Origin of the sequence: Fictibacillus sp. 7GRE50, assembly GCF_015903875.1 — a bacterium.
Taxonomy (GTDB): domain Bacteria; phylum Bacillota; class Bacilli; order Bacillales; family Fictibacillaceae; genus Fictibacillus; species Fictibacillus phosphorivorans.
The window spans coordinates 623,990-643,757 of the sequence record NZ_JACZDW010000003.1 but is presented as its reverse complement, the minus strand read 5'-3'; the positions used below and the strand labels follow the sequence as shown (position 1 = coordinate 643,757).

Genomic DNA, 19,768 nt, shown 5'->3' with positions numbered 1-19,768 from the left:
CAAACCCCGTTTTCTTTTGAAAGCGGGGTTTTGCATACTTCGAGTTAATTACCTTTATTTAGAATAAAAAGGACAACCTCTGACTATACTGATTTTAAATACAAATCGGCAAAGAAGTGAGGGGTACAGATGTTATATTTACGTGATGTTTGGGTCAACTGGTTTGAAGGAGAAGAGAACGGCTATAACGTTTGTGAGTTTCATGAATGGAGAAAAGACGACTATATTGAATTATTGGATCAAGTACCCATTATTAAAATAGAATCCACACTCTTTCATTATATCGAGAATGATTTGAATGATCTGCCGGATTCCCTACTTGAAGAGGTGCACCAGAAAGCTTACGTTAGAAAGAACAACCAACGGGTGCAACTCGAACATTGCTTTATCATCACGGATGAAAAGAAATCTCTCATCATAGATACGATGGGTTATAGAATACCAATCCGTAAGAGCAGACTCATACCAAGACAAGAACAGCTAGTATTTGAGATGGCAGAGCAGACGGAGACAAACGTCTATACGTTCAGTGAAAAGCAGTTAAGTAAGGAATATCACATCCTATCTCCGAATCCAGACAGCATGCGAGGCTTAACGCGCAAAGAGAGACAATTGAAGCAACTCTTATTCATGGCTTTAGATCAGCTTCATTCAACAAAAAATGTCGCTGAGATGAGATATTGGTGTACAGAGTGGATGCCAGAGCAATATGGAAGAATTCAGCGGATGGATTTTGACGAAGCATGGGATGCGTTATACTGTGAATTAAAAAGCGGATGGTCCAAACAACATGTGGATATGTGTGAGAGGCTAGTAAAAGGACAACCGTATTTTGAAAAGATCTGGGAGCTTGAGAACGGTACACAAGTGAACTAGGTATCGTTTCTAAAATAAGAAAAACCAGCAGTTGATCAAAAAATCAGTTCTGCTGGTTTTTTTGTGTGTTCAATTTTTTATAGAGTTCGAAAAATCGATAAAATTAAACACGTTTACGAGCTAATCCCATTGCTCGCTCCGCTTTGTTCAACGTTTTATTCGCCACACGATTAGCTTTTTCTGCACCAGAATCAAGAATGTCATCTAATTCAGTCGATGCTAAATATTCTTTATAACGTTCTTGGATAGGTTTAAGAGCGTTAATGACAGCTTCTGCCACACCTTGTTTAAAGTCACCATACCCTTTGCCCTCATACTTTTCTACGAGCGATTTGATGCTTTCTCCTGATAACTGTGAATAGATCGTTAATAGGTTAGAAATGCCTGGCTTATTTTCTTTGTCATAAGCAACTACACCTTCTGAGTCAGTAGTAGCACGCTTAATCTTCTTTAAGATTACAGATTCGTCATCAAGCATAGAGATAAATGAATTTTGATTAGGATCAGACTTGCTCATCTTTTTCTCAGGATCCACAAGTGACATGATTCTTGCACCTTCCGAAGCAATACGAGGCTCTGGAACCACAAAGACTTCACGATACTTCTTATTAAAGCGTTCAGCGATATCTCGAGTTAACTCAAGATGCTGCTTTTGATCATCTCCAACTGGAACGATACTCGTGTTATAAAGAAGGATATCTGCTGCCATAAGAGGAGGATACGTTAATAATCCTGCAGATACAGCTTCTTTTCCAGTTGATTTATCTTTGAACTGTGTCATGCGCTCTAATTCACCAATATACGTAACACATTGCATCATCCATCCCATTTTCGTGTGAGCTGGAACTTCAGATTGAATGAAAATTGTCGATTTTTCAGGATCGATTCCTGCTGCTAAATACAAAGCAGCTAAATTTCTGCTGTTTTTTTTCAATTCAACAGGATCTTGTGCCACCGTAATGGCGTGCTGATTAACAACGCAGAAATAACATTCGTGTTCATTTTGAAGTTCAACAAAATGCCTCATCGCTCCAATGTAGTTACCGATCGTTAAATTTCCGCTCGGCTGAATGCCTGAGAAGATTACAGACATGATTCATCTCTCCTTTGTTTTTAAAAATCAATATAAAAAGGCCCACTCGTCGCCTCATGCAAGGGACGAATGGACCGCGGTGCCACCCTTATAATTTTCATACATACCGAAAATCACTTTGACACGTACAGGTAAAGTACCGATACGCTGTCCATTATATCGTGCGGACATCTACACGCCTGAGCCTACTAGTAAGGTTCGGTCAGAATGCTCAAAAGCCCATTCCATCATGATTCACTACCTGTTCTCACCAACCACAGGCTCTCTGAGAGCTTCACATCATGTACTCTTCTTTCTCATCGCATATAACATTTATTTTTTGTAGTATACACAAATTATAGAATATATGCAACGGCAATCGTGATGAAAGTTAAAAGAAGGCCACTGTATAAAAACGACTTCATATATGAGACATTTATTCGCTCTGATACTTGAAAGTTTGTCTTAAATGAAACCACATCATCGATCTCTGGATGTCTAGATAATGATCGAGCCACTTTTTTAAAGCTGTACGTTATAAAATCAAAGAATCCACCTTTTGCTACGTATAAAGCAATGCCAATAAGCGCAATCGACAATGAAAAATAAAATAAAGTATTTACGTATTTTTCAAGGGTAAAAGGTCCGGAAGATATCAAACTAACGCCAAATGCTATCACGACAGGGAACGCTGATATGATCAGGATTCTTTTAAAAAGTATGTTCATCTGTAGAAGCCTCCATCTAGTAAGAATTACACCATAAACATAAAGAAATGTACCATATTTTTTGAATTATACCGTCAGACTTTACTCCCATTGTAACAAATGAAATATAAAAATGACGAATTATCTTACAAAGTGAAGCATGTCTTATCCTCACAAAAAATCGAGAATGTAATATTCATGCTAGTTTACACATAATTTTGGTAAAATTTGTAGAATTATCAGAAAATAAACCCTGTTTGGTAATAGGTATATATACCTATTTTTTGTTAAGGAAAAGTAAATATAATGGGCTTTTTGTAAAACTCTTAAAAAAAATAAATGCACAATTGTTTGAAAACTTGTATAATCGAACTTGTAGATGAAAATGTCTGATAATTCTTGATGCTTTCATCTGCTAACAATTTAACAGGATAAAAAGGGGAGGTCGACTCATGAAGAAGTCAAAATGGTCATTGCTTCTTACATTAGTACTTGTACTAAGCATGTTCTTAGCTGCATGTAGTGGCGGAGACAAAGACAAGGCAAGCGATTCTAAAGGCGGCGAAGGCGAGAAAGCAACTGAAAAGCCAAATGAGCCACAAGTACTTAATCTAGTTGATTCTGGAGAAATTCCTTCAATGGACTCTTCACAAGCAACTGACGCAGTTTCATTCGAAGTAATGAACAACGTATTTGAAGGTTTATACCGTCTTGACAAAGACAACCAACCAACTGAAGGTGTAGCTGCAAGTCATGAAGTTAGTGAAGACGGAACAGTATACACGTTTAAATTAAACCCAGACGCTAAATGGAGCGATGGATCTCAAGTAGTTGCGAAAGATTTCGTTTACGCTTGGCAAAAAGCATTACACCCAGATACACTTTCTGAGTATGCTTATATCATGGGACCTGTAAAGAATGCTAACGCAATCCAAACTGAGGGTGACCCATTATACGGTAAAGTTGAAGAGCTAGGTGTTAAAGCAGTTGATGACACTACTCTTGAAGTAACATTAGAAGCTCCAGCTCCGTATTTCCTAGGACTAACTGGATTTGCAACGTTCTACCCACAAAAAGAAGAATATGTTAAATCTCAAGGAGATAAGTTCTCTCTTGAAGCTAATACAATGATCTACAACGGACCTTTCGTTCTTTCTGAGTGGAAGCATAACGAAGGATGGCAGTACAAGAAAAACAATGAATATTGGGACAAAGACACGGTTAAGCTTGACGAAATCAACGTGAAAATCGTTAAAGACGTAGCTACAGGTGTTAACTTATATGAAACAGGTCAAGTGGACTCTGTTGGTTTGAACTCTGAGTTTGTTGATCAGTTCGCAGGTAACGAAGATTTAACTAAACGTGGAGAAGCAACAGTATTCTTCCTTCGTATCAACCAAAAGAAAGAAGAACTTAAAAACGTAAACATCCGTAAGGCGATTGATATGGCTTACGATAAAAAATCATTAGTTGATGTGTTACTTAACAATGGATCTACGCCAGCATACTACCTAGTTCCTGGTGAGTTCACGTTCAGCCCTGAAGGAAACGAAGATTTCCGTAAAACAAACGGAGACTTTGGTAAATTTGATCCTAAAGAAGCGAAAAAACTTTGGGAAAAAGGACTAGAAGAAATCGGTAAGAAAGAAGTTTCAATTGAATTCTTAAACTACGATTCTGACGGTGCTAAGAAAGATGGAGAATACATTAAGAACCAATTAGAAAAAAATCTACCTGGTTTGAAAGTTTCTATTAAAGCACAACCATTCAAGCAAAAGCTTGAGTTAGAGTCTAACGGAGAATATGATATTTCTTATGCTGGTTGGGGTCCTGACTATCAAGATCCAATGACTTTCATCGATATGTTCGTAACTGGTGGAGCTCATAACCAAATGGAATACTCTAATCCTAAGTATGATGAGTTAGTAAATGGAGCGAAAAAAGAAACTGACGTTAACAAGCGTTGGGAAATGATGCTTGAAGCTGAGAAAGTGTTATTTGAAGATCAAGCAATCTCTCCTATTTACCAAAGAGGTCTAACTGGTCTACGTAAACCTTACGTTAAAGGTATTGTACACCACTTATTCGGTGCAGATACTTCTTACAAGTGGATGTATATCGAAGGTAAGCAACAATAATTAGTTCTATTGTAAAATAGTAAATAGTTTTTCTCAGGAGAGTACATGTGTTCCTGACATGTACTCTCTTTTTTGCCATGAAAAGGACAGATGGAAATTTTTATTAATCAAAAAAGAAATCAGAAAATGTCGAAAAAAGAATATTTTCTATTGATATAAAATATTTTGTCCCTTAAGATAGATATTACAGAAAGATTTCAAAATATTAAGGCTTGAAACATTTGGGGGAGGTGTTTGTAATGTTGCGTTATATTACACAGCGAGTATTATACATGTTTTTGACGATGCTGATCATTGCAACGATTACATTCTTTTTAATGAAGTTGTTACCGGGTTCTCCATTTAACAACCAAGACAAGTTAACGGAAACTCAAAGGTATGCATTAAATGAAAAATACGGGTTAAATGACCCGGTGCCTGTTCAATATATAAATTATCTAGGGAAATTGGCACAGGGTGATTTAGGGTATACGTTTCAATTCGATGGACGTACCGTTAATTCATTAATCGTTAATGGTATGGGACCATCAGCAACTGTCGGTTTTGAGGCTCTAGTTTTCGGTACTCTTGTAGGACTACTATTAGGTATCATTGCTGCATTGAGACATAATACGTTTCTTGATTATGGGGCTATGATCATAGCGGTTCTAGGTATTGCTATTCCCTCATTCGTATTTGCAGGACTATTGCAATACTTTGTAGGAGTAAAACTTCAGTGGCTGCCAGTAGCCTTTTGGAACGGACCTGAGTACCACATATTACCAGCTTTCTCTTTATCCGTAGGAGTTATTGCGACAGTAGCTCGTTTTATGCGTACTGAAATGCTTGAAATTCTAGGAACAGATTATATCTTAATGGCAAGATCTAAGGGAGTTAGTAGAAAGGCAGTAATCTTTAAGCACTGTGTAAGAAATAGTTTGATTCCAATTATTACGATACTAGGCCCTATGGCTATGGCCCTCATAACAGGTTCCCTAGTAATTGAAAATATTTTCTCCATCCCTGGAATTGGAGAACAGTTCGTAAAAGCAATTACGGTTAATGACTATCCGGTTATTATGGGTACAACATTATTCTTTAGCTTTTTAATTGTTGTAATCATATTAGTAGTAGATATTTTATACGGAATCATCGACCCTCGTATTCGTGTAGCAGGAGGTAAATCATAATGAGTATGTCAGAACGTAAACTAACACCTGATTTATTCCGCCCAGCTAATCTTGATTCGAATAAAGCAGAAGAGATATTAAAACCAAGTTTAAGCTTTTGGCAAGATGCGTTTAGACGTTTGAAAAAGAATAAGGGCGCAATGTTAGGGTTATTTGCAATCGTGTTTATCATAATCTTTTCATTTGTTGCTCCCGTGTTAAGTAAGTATGGGATTGACGATCAGGAATTAATGAGGTCAAATTTACCTCCTAAAATTCCTGGACTTGAAAAAATAGAATTTTTAGGATTAAACGGAGTAGACATTCGTGATGTAAACCAATATGAAATGAAGAATGTTCCTAAAGGTGATTACTTTTGGTTCGGAACTGATAGCCTTGGACGTGACCAATGGACACGAGTATGGAAAGGTACTCAGATTTCACTTTACATCGCATTTCTTGCAGCTGCAATCGATTTGATTGTTGGTGTAACATACGGCGGGGTTTCTGCTTTTTATGGTGGAAGAACAGATGATATCATGCAACGTATAGTTGAAATACTAATTGGTATACCACAACTAGTTGTCGTTATCTTATTCATTATCATTCTTGATCCTGGAATACTCTCAATAACACTTGCACTCGTAATTACAGGTTGGATCGGGATGTCACGTATAGTCCGTGCACAAGTCATTTCATTGAAAAATCGTGAATTCGTTTTAGCATCTAAGACTTTAGGTTCTGCAAACGGACGATTAATCTCTAAACACTTGTTGCCAAATACGTTAGGTGCAATAATTGTTGCAAGTACATTTACAATTCCTGGAGCTATATTCTCTGAAGCATTCTTAAGTTTTATCGGTTTAGGAATTCAGCCGCCAACAGCATCGCTTGGATCATTAATATCAGATGGATTTAAATCAATTCGAATCTATCCGCATTTGGCGATTTTTCCTGCATCAGTAATGTGTATCTTGATGATCAGCTTTAACCTTCTTGGTGATGGTCTTCGTGACGCACTTGATCCTAAAATGAGAAAATAGGAAGGGGATTATAAAATGGAAAAACTATTAGAGTTAGATAATGTTCATGTCTCCTTCCAAACGTATGGGGGAGAAGTTAAGGCTGTTCGTGGCGTTAGCTTTACATTAGATAAAGGTGAATCACTTGCTATCGTTGGTGAATCTGGTTCAGGTAAATCAGTAACATCTAAATCAATCATGAGACTTTTACCAAATAAAATTGGTTCGATCAAGCAAGGATCGATTAAGTTTCAAGGAAAAGACCTGGCAAAAGCATCAGAGCGTGAGATGGAAAAAATTCGTGGTGCTGAAATTTCAATGATCTTCCAAGATCCAATGACATCTCTAAATCCGACGATGACAATCGGGAAACAGATCATGGAAGGTCTTCGTAAGCACCAAAACATGAGCAAGAGTGAAGCAAAAGAAAGATCTGTTAATCTTTTGAAACTTGTTGGTATTCCTAATCCTGAGCTTCGTGTGGAAGAGTATCCACACCAATTTTCAGGTGGAATGCGTCAACGTGTAGTTATCGCCATAGCTCTAGCTTGTAACCCAAAAGTATTAATCGCGGATGAACCGACAACAGCACTTGACGTTACTATTCAAGCACAGATTCTTGACTTGATGCGTGATCTACAAGATAAAACAGGTACAGCGATTATCTTGATCACACATGATCTTGGAGTTGTAGCTAACTTAGCTCAACGTGTAGCTGTAATGTACGGTGGTATGATCGTTGAGACTGGAACAGTTGATGAAATCTTTTATAAGCCGAAACACCCGTACACTTGGGGATTATTGGCTTCAATGCCGAAGATAAATGCAGAATCAAAAGAACTTTTAGCGATTCCAGGAACACCGCCTGATCTAATGAATCCTCCAAAGGGATGTCCGTTTGCAGCGCGTTGTCCATATGCAATGGAAGTTTGTTTGGAGAATATGCCTGAAGCTACAGATGTATCTTCTTCTCACAAAGCAGCTTGCTGGTTATTAGATGAGCGAGCGCCAAAAGTTGAACCGCCGGAAGAGGCATTAGTTGGGGGTGCTCGATAATGGCAGTAGTAGAAAGAGAAAAATTATTAGAAGTAAAAAATCTTAAAAAGTATTTCCCAGCTGGAAAAAAGGGCGTACTAAAAGCTGTAGATGATGTTTCCTTTGATATCTATAAAGGAGAAACACTTGGACTTGTAGGTGAGTCAGGTTGCGGTAAATCTACAACTGGACGTACAATTATCCGTCTCTATGATGCTACTGAAGGTGAAGTTCTTTACGAAGGCGATGATGTTCATGATAAAAAATCTCGTTCCGAGTTAAAGAAATTTAATCGCAAAATGCAGATGATCTTCCAAGATCCATACGCTTCTCTTAATCCTCGTATGACGGTTAAGGATATAATTGCTGAAGGTATCGATATTCACGGATTGGCGAAAACAAAGAAAGACCGTGAAAATCGAGTTTATGAACTACTTGAAACAGTAGGATTAAACAAAGAACACGCAAACCGCTATCCGCATGAATTCTCAGGTGGACAGCGTCAACGTATCGGAATTGCTCGTGCACTAGCCGTAGATCCGGACTTTATTATTGCCGATGAGCCGATTTCAGCTCTAGATGTATCCATTCAAGCGCAAGTTGTTAACTTAATGATGGAACTGCAAAAAGAACGTGGACTTACTTACCTATTTATTGCCCATGATCTATCTATGGTTAAACATATTTCTGATCGTGTAGGTGTAATGTACCTAGGTAATATCGTAGAGCTTACAACAAGTGATGAGCTTTATGAAGAGCCGCTTCACCCGTATACACAAGCTCTTTTATCAGCGATTCCAGTTCCGGATCCTGAACTTGAAAGAAGCCGTGAACGTATCATCTTAGAGGGAGATGTTCCGAGTCCGATCAATCCTCCAAGTGGCTGCCGTTTCCGTACTCGTTGCCCACATGCAATGGATGTGTGTGCAGCAGTTAAACCTAAATGGCAAGAAGCTAGAGAAGGTCATTGGGTAGCATGTCACCTTTATGATGAAGAAGCTGTAAAGCAACAGAATTAACACATTTAAAACGATCTCCTATAATACAGGAGGTCGTTTTTATGTTAAACTAATAGAAGTGTGTAAAGCGTATACAATGCTTTATACATCCCTAATAATTGATCGAGAAGCAGAAATGGGGTAGAACAATATGAACCTTAGTTTTATAGTAGATAGCGCAAGTGACCTTAAAATAGATCTTGAGAAACTGGATTACTCGTTAACCGTTGTACCATTGAATGTACAATTTGGAGAAGACCATTATTTAGATGGCGTGAATATTACTGAAGATGAATTTTATAAACGTATGAGTATGGAACCAGAATTACCAAAAACAAGTCAGCCCTCTCCACAATCTTTTTATGAAGCCTTTCAAAAAGAAGTGGATAAAGGCCATGATGTCCTATACATTGGCATCTCATCTAACTTAAGTGGAACGGTTCAAAGTGCTACGATCGGTAAGAGCATGTTAACTGAAGAAGAACAGGAAAAAGTGATCATTCTAGATTCCGGTATCGCTTCAGGTGGTGTGCAAATTTTACTAAATGAAGCGATTGAATTAGCACGTGAAGGAAAAGCTTTAACTGAAATCGTGAGTAACTTAGAGAAGACGAAGTCAGGCATTAAAGCGTATGTACTGCTTGAAACGTTAGAAAACTTGAAAAAAGGTGGAAGAATATCTGCTGTTCAAGGTGCTATAGCAGGAATGCTAAATATTAAACCGATGATTTCAATCATTGATGGTGTTGTTGAAACGATTGGGAAGTTTAGAGGAAGTAAGAAGGGTCTTTCTAAGATGAAAGAATACATCACTGAATGGAAAGCAGAAAATCCTGAGAAAACTCTTTACCTCATTCATAGTTTTCCTTCTACTGATGAAGTGATAAAGGAATTTGAAGAATTATTTTCATTATCTAGTTTCCCAAAAGTGATCTATACTCGATTTGGAAGCACGATCGGAACGTATTCGAGTGAAAAAGCTATTGGATTTGTAGCTTATTAAAAAAATAGGTAGAAATGTTAAAAACACTCTTTTCCTTTCTTAGGAAACAGAGTGTTTTACTTTTTCTTCTTCATGATATTCATCTACCATTTCATCTAATTTTTTGATCATGGTTATAGCTTTCATATCACTAATCGTACGATAGTGGTGGCTTCCGCCTGGTTCTTCATCTGCTTCGTCAGCTAAAGCAACAACTTTTTGCAACGGATTAAGGTTTAGCGAGCCAGCAGGGAGATAAGAATCGGTGTGCAGTAAAATGGCAAGAGCAATTTCTTTTGCATTCTTACGGTCTTCACCGAGAGACACTAAAATTCGATGTGCACGTTCTGCACCTTTAATCGCATGAATATCATTTTCTTTGTACATGTCATAGTCCCAATGACCATTCTTATACCATGTATAGTGACCGATATCATGAAGAAAAGCAGCCTTTGTCGCTAAATCAGGATTCACACCATATTTTTGAGACAAACGGTATGCATGATAAGCTGTTGAGATGGCATGAACCATTCCTGACCGCTTTACATATTTTTGAACATGAGGATGGTTATATAGATCAAGTAAGCTAATATTTCGCATATGATTTCTCCTTTCTCTAAAAATGTATATTGTTATATACAATAACACCATTTGGACAATTTATCAACTAAAACAACCAAAAAAAGAAGCGAAATCGCTTCTTCTTTTGTTGCTAAGCTATAGAGAGGATTACTTTTTAAAGTACTCATCCCAACGATCTGTCACTAATTTATCAATATCTCCACGAGTTTCAACCACATCAGGATAGAATGGCTTCATTCGCGCATCAATAATAATTGTACCTTTATATTTAATACGATTTCTGTCTATCGTGCTTTTTGCATAAACATCATAAGCTGGATCAAATCGTGTAAAGGTTGTCCATAAGAATTCAGCCTGCGTTGCAGCAATGGATGCATCATCTACAAGGAAAACTAATGGCCAGTCTTTGAAAGAATCGTGACTATTAACAAGTAGTTTTTCTGCAAAGTATGGTGCTTCTTCAAACGATGGTCCACTTACCGTTAAACAGCCACCACAAAATACGCCTACGTCATCGATGCCTGAAATAGTTCCACCTTCATAGGTGCGTTTTAGTTCCCGCACAGGTTCTCCTAGCCCCGTCATAATTGCTTTTGAACCTGTATTGAACTTACGGCCGGTATAATCAAGAGTATCCATAGAAGTATCATGGATAATTAAGAGATCGCGTTCAGGAAGAAACCTCTCCAGTACCCCTTCTGCAAGTTCTGCAAAATTTTGAAGGTTTACAGGCTTATTTGTTACCATCAAGAATTTTGTAAGTGTTAGTTGTCCTTCACCCATAATACGAAACGCGTGAGCTAAACCTTCTTTATAATAAGATTCGCGCACGACAGCTCCTGCAAGTGCATGAAAGCCTGTTTCTGCATACGTCCAAAGATCTCGTACACCGTTCATAACAACAGGGAATAATGGACTCATCAATCTTTGCAGATATTCTCCGATAAAATAATCTTCTTGTTTTGGTTTTCCAACTACCGTTGCAGGATAGATGGCATCTTTTCGCTTCCACATCTTATCAACATTGAATACTGGAAAATCATGTGCCCATGAATAGTAGCCATAATGATCTCCGAATGGTCCTTCAGGTTCTCGAACATGTGGTGGAACAACTCCTCCAAACGCAAACTCAGCCTCTGCAATTAAAGGATGAGGATGGCCATCAACATGCGCAAGACTTAACTTCTCTCCCATTAACATCGAAGAAAACATAAGTTCAGGAACTGCTTCAGGAAGTGGAGCGATGGCTGAAATCATTAATGAAGGAGGTCCGCCTAGAAACAGTGTAACAGGTAATGCCTCGTTTTTTTGTTCAGCGGCATAATGGTGGAAGCCTCCACCTTTATGAATCTGCCAGTGAATCCCCGTTTTGTTTTTCTCTTTGATCTCAATTCTGTACATACCGAGATTATGCTCATGTTTATCGGGATGTTCCGTATACACGAGTGGCAGAGTTACGAACGGATTACTATCTAAATGCCAGCCAGTTAATGCAGGCAAGTCTTGCATGTTAACATTTGTCGTAAAAGTTTCAAATAAAGGAGCTTTATTTTTTTTCACTGCTTTCGTGCCAAGTGATAATACATCTTTAATCATGCCTTTTTTCTTCCATAAGACAGAAGGGGAGGGAGGCATTAACTCATCGATCGAACCTACTAGTTCTTTTACTAACTGCTCTGGTTTTGGACCAAAAGCCATGTCTACTCGTTTTATTGTTCCAAAAAGATTTGTTACAACAGGAATATTCTTACCTTTAACATTTGTAAACAGAAGAGCTGGTCCTTCTTCTGAGATCACACGTCTATGGATTTCAGGGATTTCTAAATAAGGATCAACTTCTGTATGAATTTCTACAATTTCTTTTTCAGCTCTTAACTGGTTGATGAAAGTTCTAAGGTTTTTATGCATTTGAACACCTCTATTATGTATGCTACCCTTATATTATAAAGTAGTTCGGACTTGAAATGTAAAAAACAACCCAAAATTCACGGGTTGTTCGCATTTTATCTTCTTTTAACAGGTCTCCAGTTTTCTTGAAAAGACTTCGATTTATCCACAAAATGAAAAACTTTTTTACCGCCGAACAATTTTACAGCAATGAATTGGGAGATGCTTCCCATGAGTGCTGTGATTCCAACTACACAAAGTGCCAGCAACGTTAAATCGGTAAAGAATGAAATCAAATGAGGACTCCTCCTTTTTTGCAACGAGTTCACCACGTACTTCTTTCTTTATTGTATCTCATGATAACAAAGGAAGAAAGAGGGAAAACTATATAATATCACCAAAAATTTAAGGAGCTGATGGGGAAAAAATGAACTGGTATGAGAAGTTAAATCAATATTTTCCGATTGAAGAGATGAAATCTAAAGAGCATATGGAATTATTATTAGACGAAAAGAGTGACATTTATCACAAAGATGAAGGTCAGTATCACGTATTGATGTATGTTGAATTAGCTGACTTTGTATTTATTGATTATTTATTTGTGTCAAAAGATGCTAGAGGGCAAGGACTCGGTCATAAGCTTATTGAAAAGTTAAAAGAAAAGGGAAAACCAATCATTTTAGAAGTTGAGCCAGTCGATTATGAAGATACGGATACAGAAAAGAGATTGCGATTCTACACGCGTGAAGGATTTGAACATGCCTCTAGCATTGGATATAGAAGACGTTCACTTGCTACGAATGAAGTAAATGAGATGGAGATCCTTTATTGGACACCAACAGAAGAATCTGAAGAAACTATTTATGAAAACATGAAAAAGACGTATAATGAAATACACACGTACAAGGATAGTGAATTGTACGGTAAGTCCTATCAGCCTGCAAGTGAAGTGCTAACTTTAGATACAGAGAATTCAGTACCTAAACCTGAGATCGTTGATGATGAATCATCAGATGCTTCAGGAAAACCTGCTTCCGAGTAATAATATTTTCCTTTTTGAAGGAGGATGAGGCGTTATGAAACAAAAGGACAAAAAGAAAAAAACAAAACGAGAACTATGGAAAGAAATGCTTAAGAAAAATCTTAAGAGATTCAAACCAAGCATTTCTAGAAAAGGCCCAGCATCACAAGTAAAAAAAACGATCGCATAAGATAGGGCTGTTAGAAGGAAGGTAAACTTTCTTCTAACAGCCCTCATTTTTTTATATGAATGATTAAGTTATTTCTATTTCTACTGAGACTAGTATTAAACTTATCTTAAGTAAACATTCAAAATATTAATTCATAAAACTTATTATTTTTTTATGTTTTATGAAACTTATTCTTGGGTAATACGTCTATATATATGTTGAAACGGAAAAGTTGTGTAGAATATTTGTAGATGTATTACATTTGTATGACAAATTCGTAAAAATGTACAAAAGTCTGTATAACCTCTACCGAAAATGTAAAATGTGTAGTATACTATTAATGATGATTTAATAACTTTTTTAAAGTACCTAAATCAGAGAGAGGGGAAGGAGAGTTCCACTATGGTCACACTATTTACTTCGCCGAGCTGTACATCATGCCGTAAAGCAAAAGCATGGTTAAAAGAGAATGACATTCCTTATCAAGAAAGAAATATCTTTTCAGAACCTTTATCAATAGAAGAAGTTAAACAAATCTTGAGAATGACAGAGGACGGTACTGACGAGATTATTTCTACTCGTTCTAAAACGTTCCAGGAACTTAACATCAATCTCGAATCCATGCCTTTGCAAGACTTATACCAATTGATTGCAGATCATCCTGGATTATTACGCAGACCTATTATCTTGGATGAAAAACGTTTGCAAGTTGGATATAACGAAGACGAAATTCGTCGTTTCTTACCAAGACGTGTACGTACATTTCAGCTTATGGAAGCACAGCGTCTTGTTAATGAATAATAGAAAAACTTCCACTATCTTATAGTGGAAGTTTTTTATTGTTACGTTCCAAAAAAGGAAGTCCGTGCGCTATCGCAAGGACTTCTTTTTTACCTATCTTGTACGTTTCTTTTTAAACGTATTCGTCAGAATTCCTGCAAGAATTACTCCAACAACTAAAAATACGTATAAGCCGTATTTCAGTATATCATTTCCTTCAAATAAAGAATGAATCATCCGCTCTTCTACGATCATTCCTGCTGATGTAAAGGCAAGTACTCCAGCACCAATGTAAATTAAAACAGGGAATCTTTCCATAAAGTGCAATATTATTTTACTTCCCCATATAATAATAGGAACAGATACTAACAGACCGATTACAACCAAAACGATATTCCCATGTGCAGCACCTGCAACGGCTAGTACATTATCAAGACCCATTGCAATATCAGCAAAAACGATGGTTTTTACAGCGTCAGATAAGTTCTTGCCGGCTTTGACATCAAGCTCATCATCTTCTTCTAGGATTAGCTTATAAGCAATAATTAGAAGTAAAATTCCTCCTGCTAAATATAAGAAAGGAATATTTAATAAATAAACAGCTACAATGGTTAGTACTACACGAACAACAATAGCAAGTCCAGTCCCTAAGAAAATAGCTTTATTTCTTTGAGCTTCTGGTAAGTTTCTACTGGCAAGGGCAATTACTATAGCGTTGTCTCCGCCGAGAAGGATATCAATTGCGATGATCTGCAACAGTGATATCAGAAATTCTGTTTCCAAACGTAAACCCCCCGTAAATAATGAAATTTCACTTGTGTTATGGTACAATATGTTAACCTTAAAGACCTTTGAATTATAGTCCAGCTTGACCTGCTCCGTCAAGTTGAGAGCTTGAGATTCATCGCGTGAACAGGTTCAAAAAAGGGCAGTTTATACAGGCCTTTTTTATTTCCATATTTTCCGTTTTGTCATAGAATAAGGTACAAGAGGTTTAATTGTGATTGATGTGATTTTCGACGGAGAACATTTGGAAATAAGATTTGCTTTTTCTAGGGGTATTTATCCCTTCACGAACAAACCGGAGAGAAGGGAGAGAAGCAGGATGGAAATTGAAAGAGTGAATGAGTTCACCATTAAATTTTTCATTACGTACAGAGATATTGAAGATCGCGGTTTCGATCGTGAAGAAATATGGTCTGATCGCGAAAGAGGAGAAGAACTCTTTTGGGAAATGATGGACGAAGCACATCAGCAAGAGCAGTTTCCATTAGAAGGTCCACTGTGGATTCAAGTTCAGGCTCTGGATAAAGGTCTCGAAATTATTGTAACTCGTGCTCAAATGTCCAAAGACGGTAAAAAAATTGAGCTTCCTATAGGCGATGATAAATTGGATTTACCGGTTGATCAAAATATTGAACAAATATTGGATCAACAGTTTCAAGCGGAAGAAGACTTTGATGAATTAGAAGAAACAGAAGAAGACTATTTATCCTTCCTCATTTCTTTTGGAGATTTTGAAGATGTTATCTCTTTAAGTCATACGATTGATTCTTCGTCTTTTGAGAATTCGCTGTTTCATTTCGAGGGTAAATATTATTTGTATGTGACATTTAATGTAGAAACTTCAGATCGCGAACAAGACGATTTATTAGCGCAACTATTGGAATACGGTAACGACTCTGATCTATCTGTTTACCGCATACAAGAGTATGGAAAGACGATTGTTGCAGAAGAGGCATTAGATCACGTACAACAATATTTTAAATTATAAGAGATCACCGATTTCAGCTATTTTGAAATCGGTTTTTGTTTTTTTAATAGGAAGTTTTGAACAAAAATGATAGAGATTCATAACCGATTAGAGAAAATGAAGATGTGAAGTTTCTACAATCTTCGTTCATCATGATGATTGTGGAGGTGAGACGGATTGTTAGTCGCTCTTTTTAATGATCAGTATGTTGATATGGTTGGAGAAACGACGAAGGAAGAATGGTATCAAAAAAATAAGTCTGGAAATTTACGCTGTCCAGTCTGTCAAAATAAAGTCATACCGAAATGTGGAACCAAAAAGACATGGCATTTTGCTCATCATTCTTTTAGAGAATGTAACGGATATCATGAAGGAGAAACCGATTATCATCTGCTAGGAAAAAAAGGATTATATAAATGGCTTATTAATGTAGATGAAGAACCAATTCTTGAATATTATTTACGGGATATTCATCAGCGTCCAGATTTGTTTCTCGAAAAATATCAGCATGCTATTGAGTTTCAATGTGCAACAGTCACAGGCAATGATCTGAGAAAAAGAATAACAGGATTTGAGTCTCTAAACATGGAATCCGACTGGATTTTTGGTATGAAACGTATAAAGCAAAAAGGACCAAATTTATTCTATATTCAAAGCTCTGATCTATCCGCAGCAAAAAAGGATGACAATGGCCACTTATATCTCAATTACTATTGTCCCCTTAAAGAACAATTTCTGCTGCTTAGAAATATATTTCCTCTTTCACAAACAAAAACTGCTGCTCATGCACATGCGTTCTCAACGAAAAATTTCACGGATATACAATGTTTATCAAAAACATTTACGAATTTAAAACAATATAACTTAAATTATAACGCTTTATGGAATAAACAAAAAACGACATGGAGAATGACGGCTTTTAAGAATAATTCTCCTGGTGTTATGTATTTTAAAAAAGTTTTATATTTTAATCACCGTTCCTTAACTTTGTTTCCCTCTATTGCGGGTATCCCTTCAAAAGATTACTATCACATCGAAACATCATCTTACTTGTGGCAAACGTATATGCTGTTCTTGATTGAACAGTTGCCGACTTCACTATTCTCCTTAAACTTTATACACTTGGAATTTCAAAGATTGCTGCATAAACGAATTCTTCAAAATAGAGATTTTCCTTATCTTAATGAATCTTGGAAAGATGCAATCCATGGCTACCTAGATTTTTTAGTCGACCACCTACTCATAGAAAAAGTGTCAGAAGGAACATTTAGAAAGCTGCAGCGTGTTCATTATCCTAAAACTTTGGATGAGGCGTTTAAACTAGACGAAATTTTCAGTGAAAAGTCGTAATTTTTGACTTTGCTTAAGCATTTTCTGGTAATATGTAGATATACATAAGGAGAAAGTATTCCTACTATTCTCTTTAATTTACTTGGAGGTGTATGTATGTCTCAAACTAAAACGAAATCATTGCCAAAACGTAATGAAGTCCCTGTTTCAGATACGTGGGATTTAGAAGCAATATATGCGTCAGATGATGTATGGGAAAAAGAATTCAATGAAACGAAAAACCTGTTGCCTGAACTAAAATCTTTTCAAGGAAAACTTGGAGAATCGGCGGAAACCCTTTTTTCATATCTTCAAAAACAAGACGAAGTAACGAAAAAGCTTGGTAAACTTTATACATATGCTCATATGAGATACGATCAAGATACAACGAACTCCATGTACCAAGGTTTGAATGACCGTGCTTCGAACTTAGCAACTCAAGTAAGCAGTACAGTCTCATTTGCAGTACCAGAAATTCTATCTCTATCTGAGGACGCGTTGGTTCAATTCTTACAAAGTCACGAACCATTAAAGTTATATAAACAAGCGTTAGATGAGATTAATCGTCAGCGTCCTCACGTACTTTCGAAAGAAGAAGAAGCACTCTTAGCAGATGTTAGAGAAGTAGCTAATACTTCAAGCAATACATTCGGTATGCTGAATAACGCTGACCTTAAATTCCCGGTCATTCAAGACGAGAACGGGGAAGAAATCGAAGTAACACATGGACGTTATATCCGCTTTTTAGAAAGCTCAGATCGTAGAGTAAGAGAAGATGCTTTCAAAGCTGTATATGGCACATATGATTCTTACAAAAATACATTTGCAAGCACTCTTGCAGGAACGGTAAAGCGAGATAATTTCTTTGCAAAAACTAGAAAGTTTAGTTCAGCTCGTGAAGCAGCATTGAACAACAATAACATCCCTGAAGCAGTTTATGATAATTTAGTAAAGACAGTAAATGATAACCTTGGATTATTGCATCGTTATGTTCGTTTGCGTAAAAAAGCGCTTGGACTTGATGAACTTCATATGTATGATCTTTATACGCCACTTGTAAAAGATGCAAAGATGGAAGTGAGCTTTAAAGAGGCTCAGCAGCTTGTATTAGACAGTTTAGATCCGATGGGTGATGAGTATAAAGAGATCGTAAAAGAGGGCTATGAGAAGCGTTGGATCGATGTACATGAGAACGCAGGTAAACGAAGTGGTGCCTATTCATCTGGTGCTTATGGAACAATGCCTTATATCCTAATGAACTGGCAAGATAACGTAAACAACTTGTTCACACTCACGCATGAGATCGGACATTCTGTTCATAGTTACTACACACGTGAGAATCAACCTTATCCTTATGCGGATTACTCAATCTTTGTTGCAGAGGTTGCGTCTACTTGTAATGAAGCTTTGTTGAATCATTATATGTTAGAGAAAACATCTGATAAAAAAGAAAAGTTGTACTTGTTGAACCACCATTTAGAAGGCTTTAGAGGTACTGTTTTCCGTCAGACGATGTTTGCAGAATTCGAACAAGAGATTCATGTTCGTGCAGCGAATGGTGAGCCGCTAACGCCAGAACTATTAACGAAAATCTATTACGATCTAAATGTTAAATATTTCGGTGATGATCTAGTGATTGATAAAGAGATTGGTCTAGAGTGGGCTAGAATTCCTCATTTCTATTACAATTTCTATGTTTATCAATACGCAACTGGATTTAGCGCGGCAGCTTCCTTGTCTAAACAGATACTTGATGAAGGAAAACCAGCTGTTGATCGTTACCTAGATTTCTTAAAAGCAGGAAGCTCTGATTATCCGATCGAAGTATTGAAAAAAGCTGGTGTGGATATGACTACACCAGAACCAATTGAAAATGCTCTTAAAGTTTTTGAATCCATTCTTGATGAGATGGAAGAACTGCTTTTTGAGAAGTAAACACAAAAAATCCTGTCCAGAACTCTGGGCAGGATTTTGTTATGTTTGTTCTAGCCTATTCTTCTTAGTTTTGATCGGTAGTTATAACACAGTGTTGTTAAAAGTACGGCGATAAAGAGTCCCGGAATCGCTAAAATTTTTGGTGCCATGTTTAACAGAGAGAGCACAAAGAAATAAAAACTCCCTGCAAGTGAAAGTAAACTCACCAAAATCATAATCAAATACATAAAATTCTCCCTCCCTTTGTACATGTTTATTCATGTAGGGGAAGTATATGCAAAGCGTGTCCGAATATTAAAGGCTCTTCTCCACAAACTGTTGCTTTCCTCTAGGT

At 37.0% G+C, this 19,768-nt stretch carries 20 protein-coding genes and 1 other annotated feature; of the genes, 13 read left to right on the top strand and 7 right to left on the bottom strand.

Features of this window, described 5'->3' with window-relative positions:
* Nucleotides 1–129: 129 nt before the first annotated feature.
* Entirely contained in the window at nt 130–876 is a 747-nt protein-coding gene (locus tag IHV12_RS14490; protein WP_197127522.1) for a YjbA family protein, read from the top strand.
* A gap of 103 nt (nt 877–979) precedes the next feature.
* Here IHV12_RS14490 and trpS read toward each other — a convergent pair whose 3' ends face one another.
* A complete protein-coding gene (trpS, locus tag IHV12_RS14485) occupies nt 980–1,969 on the bottom strand; it encodes a tryptophan--tRNA ligase (protein ID WP_197191277.1) in 990 nt (329 codons plus the stop codon).
* Between the two features lie 58 nt (nt 1,970–2,027).
* Nucleotides 2,028–2,278, bottom strand: a binding site (T-box leader).
* 26 nt (nt 2,279–2,304) lie between these two features.
* A complete protein-coding gene (locus IHV12_RS14480; protein WP_197191276.1) occupies nt 2,305–2,676 on the bottom strand; it encodes a DUF3899 domain-containing protein in 372 nt (123 codons plus the stop codon).
* 431 nt (nt 2,677–3,107) lie between these two features.
* On the opposite strand from IHV12_RS14480, the gene IHV12_RS14475 reads away from it, so the two are divergent.
* The 6 genes from IHV12_RS14475 to IHV12_RS14450 all read left to right on the top strand — a co-directional run bounded on the left by IHV12_RS14475 (nt 3,108) and on the right by IHV12_RS14450 (nt 9,999).
* On the top strand, nt 3,108–4,793 hold the full coding sequence (locus IHV12_RS14475) for a peptide ABC transporter substrate-binding protein (protein ID WP_197191275.1): 1,686 nt from the start codon (nt 3,108–3,110) through the stop codon (nt 4,791–4,793).
* 239 nt (nt 4,794–5,032) lie between these two features.
* Nucleotides 5,033–5,962: an oligopeptide ABC transporter permease gene (opp3b, locus tag IHV12_RS14470; protein WP_197191274.1), complete on the top strand. Its 930-nt coding sequence runs from the start codon at nt 5,033–5,035 to the stop codon at nt 5,960–5,962.
* Nucleotides 5,962–6,984, top strand: coding sequence for an oligopeptide ABC transporter permease (gene opp3C / locus IHV12_RS14465; RefSeq protein ID WP_197191273.1), 1,023 nt, complete (start codon nt 5,962–5,964; stop codon nt 6,982–6,984). The genes opp3b and opp3C overlap by 1 nt, the downstream gene beginning before the upstream one ends.
* 15 nt (nt 6,985–6,999) lie before the next feature.
* Nucleotides 7,000–8,019, top strand: a complete 1,020-nt coding sequence (locus tag IHV12_RS14460) for an ABC transporter ATP-binding protein (protein WP_197191272.1) — start codon at nt 7,000–7,002, stop codon at nt 8,017–8,019.
* Nucleotides 8,019–9,017 (top strand): ABC transporter ATP-binding protein, encoded by a 999-nt coding sequence (locus IHV12_RS14455; protein WP_144701136.1) that lies wholly within the window; start codon nt 8,019–8,021, stop codon nt 9,015–9,017. The genes IHV12_RS14460 and IHV12_RS14455 overlap by 1 nt, the downstream gene beginning before the upstream one ends.
* 130 nt (nt 9,018–9,147) lie before the next feature.
* Complete coding sequence (locus tag IHV12_RS14450) at nt 9,148–9,999, top strand: DegV family protein (RefSeq protein WP_197127530.1); 852 nt, start codon at nt 9,148–9,150, stop codon at nt 9,997–9,999.
* A 39-nt stretch (nt 10,000–10,038) separates the two neighbouring features.
* On the opposite strand, the gene IHV12_RS14445 is transcribed toward IHV12_RS14450, so the two are convergent.
* From IHV12_RS14445 to IHV12_RS14435, 3 genes are all read right to left on the bottom strand, one after another.
* Nucleotides 10,039–10,578, bottom strand: coding sequence for an HD domain-containing protein (locus IHV12_RS14445; protein ID WP_197191271.1), 540 nt, complete (start codon nt 10,576–10,578; stop codon nt 10,039–10,041).
* Between the two features lie 129 nt (nt 10,579–10,707).
* The gene (locus tag IHV12_RS14440) at nt 10,708–12,468 is read right to left on the bottom strand and encodes a UbiD family decarboxylase (protein ID WP_197191270.1); all 1,761 of its coding nucleotides are present in this window, start codon (nt 12,466–12,468) and stop codon (nt 10,708–10,710) included.
* A gap of 95 nt (nt 12,469–12,563) precedes the next feature.
* A complete protein-coding gene (locus tag IHV12_RS14435; RefSeq protein WP_144701128.1) occupies nt 12,564–12,743 on the bottom strand; it encodes a hypothetical protein in 180 nt (59 codons plus the stop codon).
* A 131-nt stretch (nt 12,744–12,874) separates the two neighbouring features.
* On the opposite strand from IHV12_RS14435, the gene IHV12_RS14430 reads away from it, so the two are divergent.
* The 3 genes from IHV12_RS14430 to spxA all read left to right on the top strand — a co-directional run bounded on the left by IHV12_RS14430 (nt 12,875) and on the right by spxA (nt 14,438).
* Nucleotides 12,875–13,489, top strand: a complete 615-nt coding sequence (locus tag IHV12_RS14430) for a GNAT family N-acetyltransferase (RefSeq protein ID WP_197191269.1) — start codon at nt 12,875–12,877, stop codon at nt 13,487–13,489.
* Nucleotides 13,490–13,523: 34 nt separating this feature from the next.
* Nucleotides 13,524–13,658, top strand: a complete 135-nt coding sequence (locus tag IHV12_RS22915) for a hypothetical protein (protein ID WP_255520066.1) — start codon at nt 13,524–13,526, stop codon at nt 13,656–13,658.
* Between the two features lie 381 nt (nt 13,659–14,039).
* On the top strand, nt 14,040–14,438 hold the full coding sequence (spxA, locus tag IHV12_RS14425) for a transcriptional regulator SpxA (protein WP_066245987.1): 399 nt from the start codon (nt 14,040–14,042) through the stop codon (nt 14,436–14,438).
* A gap of 93 nt (nt 14,439–14,531) precedes the next feature.
* Here spxA and IHV12_RS14420 read toward each other — a convergent pair whose 3' ends face one another.
* Nucleotides 14,532–15,200, bottom strand: coding sequence for a TerC family protein (locus IHV12_RS14420; protein WP_197191268.1), 669 nt, complete (start codon nt 15,198–15,200; stop codon nt 14,532–14,534).
* Between the two features lie 322 nt (nt 15,201–15,522).
* Between IHV12_RS14420 and mecA the strand changes: the two genes are divergently transcribed.
* The 3 genes from mecA (at nt 15,523) to pepF (ending at nt 19,434) form a co-directional block, all read left to right on the top strand.
* Nucleotides 15,523–16,191 (top strand): adaptor protein MecA, encoded by a 669-nt coding sequence (mecA, locus tag IHV12_RS14415; RefSeq protein WP_197127535.1) that lies wholly within the window; start codon nt 15,523–15,525, stop codon nt 16,189–16,191.
* A 156-nt stretch (nt 16,192–16,347) separates the two neighbouring features.
* On the top strand, nt 16,348–17,520 hold the full coding sequence (locus IHV12_RS14410) for a competence protein CoiA (protein WP_197191267.1): 1,173 nt from the start codon (nt 16,348–16,350) through the stop codon (nt 17,518–17,520).
* 96 nt (nt 17,521–17,616) lie between these two features.
* Entirely contained in the window at nt 17,617–19,434 is a 1,818-nt protein-coding gene (pepF, locus tag IHV12_RS14405) for an oligoendopeptidase F (protein ID WP_197191266.1), read from the top strand.
* Nucleotides 19,435–19,484: 50 nt separating this feature from the next.
* Here pepF and IHV12_RS14400 read toward each other — a convergent pair whose 3' ends face one another.
* Nucleotides 19,485–19,661 (bottom strand): hypothetical protein, encoded by a 177-nt coding sequence (locus IHV12_RS14400; protein WP_197127538.1) that lies wholly within the window; start codon nt 19,659–19,661, stop codon nt 19,485–19,487.
* Nucleotides 19,662–19,768: the final 107 nt, after the last annotated feature.

Excerpts from the sequence above, each read along its gene's own strand:
- IHV12_RS14490 (WP_197127522.1), top strand. The coding sequence starts at position 130 with ATGTTATATTTACGTGATGTTTGGGTCAACTGGTTTGAAGGAGAAGAG.
- trpS (WP_197191277.1), bottom strand. The coding sequence starts at position 1,969 with ATGTCTGTAATCTTCTCAGGCATTCAGCCGAGCGGAAATTTAACGATC.
- IHV12_RS14480 (WP_197191276.1), bottom strand. The coding sequence starts at position 2,676 with ATGAACATACTTTTTAAAAGAATCCTGATCATATCAGCGTTCCCTGTC.
- IHV12_RS14475 (WP_197191275.1), top strand. The coding sequence starts at position 3,108 with ATGAAGAAGTCAAAATGGTCATTGCTTCTTACATTAGTACTTGTACTA.
- opp3b (WP_197191274.1), top strand. The coding sequence starts at position 5,033 with ATGTTGCGTTATATTACACAGCGAGTATTATACATGTTTTTGACGATG.
- opp3C (WP_197191273.1), top strand. The coding sequence starts at position 5,962 with ATGAGTATGTCAGAACGTAAACTAACACCTGATTTATTCCGCCCAGCT.
- IHV12_RS14460 (WP_197191272.1), top strand. The coding sequence starts at position 7,000 with ATGGAAAAACTATTAGAGTTAGATAATGTTCATGTCTCCTTCCAAACG.
- IHV12_RS14455 (WP_144701136.1), top strand. The coding sequence starts at position 8,019 with ATGGCAGTAGTAGAAAGAGAAAAATTATTAGAAGTAAAAAATCTTAAA.
- IHV12_RS14450 (WP_197127530.1), top strand. The coding sequence starts at position 9,148 with ATGAACCTTAGTTTTATAGTAGATAGCGCAAGTGACCTTAAAATAGAT.
- IHV12_RS14445 (WP_197191271.1), bottom strand. The coding sequence starts at position 10,578 with ATGCGAAATATTAGCTTACTTGATCTATATAACCATCCTCATGTTCAA.
- IHV12_RS14440 (WP_197191270.1), bottom strand. The coding sequence starts at position 12,468 with ATGCATAAAAACCTTAGAACTTTCATCAACCAGTTAAGAGCTGAAAAA.
- IHV12_RS14430 (WP_197191269.1), top strand. The coding sequence starts at position 12,875 with ATGAACTGGTATGAGAAGTTAAATCAATATTTTCCGATTGAAGAGATG.
- IHV12_RS22915 (WP_255520066.1), top strand. The coding sequence starts at position 13,524 with ATGAAACAAAAGGACAAAAAGAAAAAAACAAAACGAGAACTATGGAAA.
- spxA (WP_066245987.1), top strand. The coding sequence starts at position 14,040 with ATGGTCACACTATTTACTTCGCCGAGCTGTACATCATGCCGTAAAGCA.
- mecA (WP_197127535.1), top strand. The coding sequence starts at position 15,523 with ATGGAAATTGAAAGAGTGAATGAGTTCACCATTAAATTTTTCATTACG.
- pepF (WP_197191266.1), top strand. The coding sequence starts at position 17,617 with ATGTCTCAAACTAAAACGAAATCATTGCCAAAACGTAATGAAGTCCCT.
- IHV12_RS14400 (WP_197127538.1), bottom strand. The coding sequence starts at position 19,661 with ATGTATTTGATTATGATTTTGGTGAGTTTACTTTCACTTGCAGGGAGT.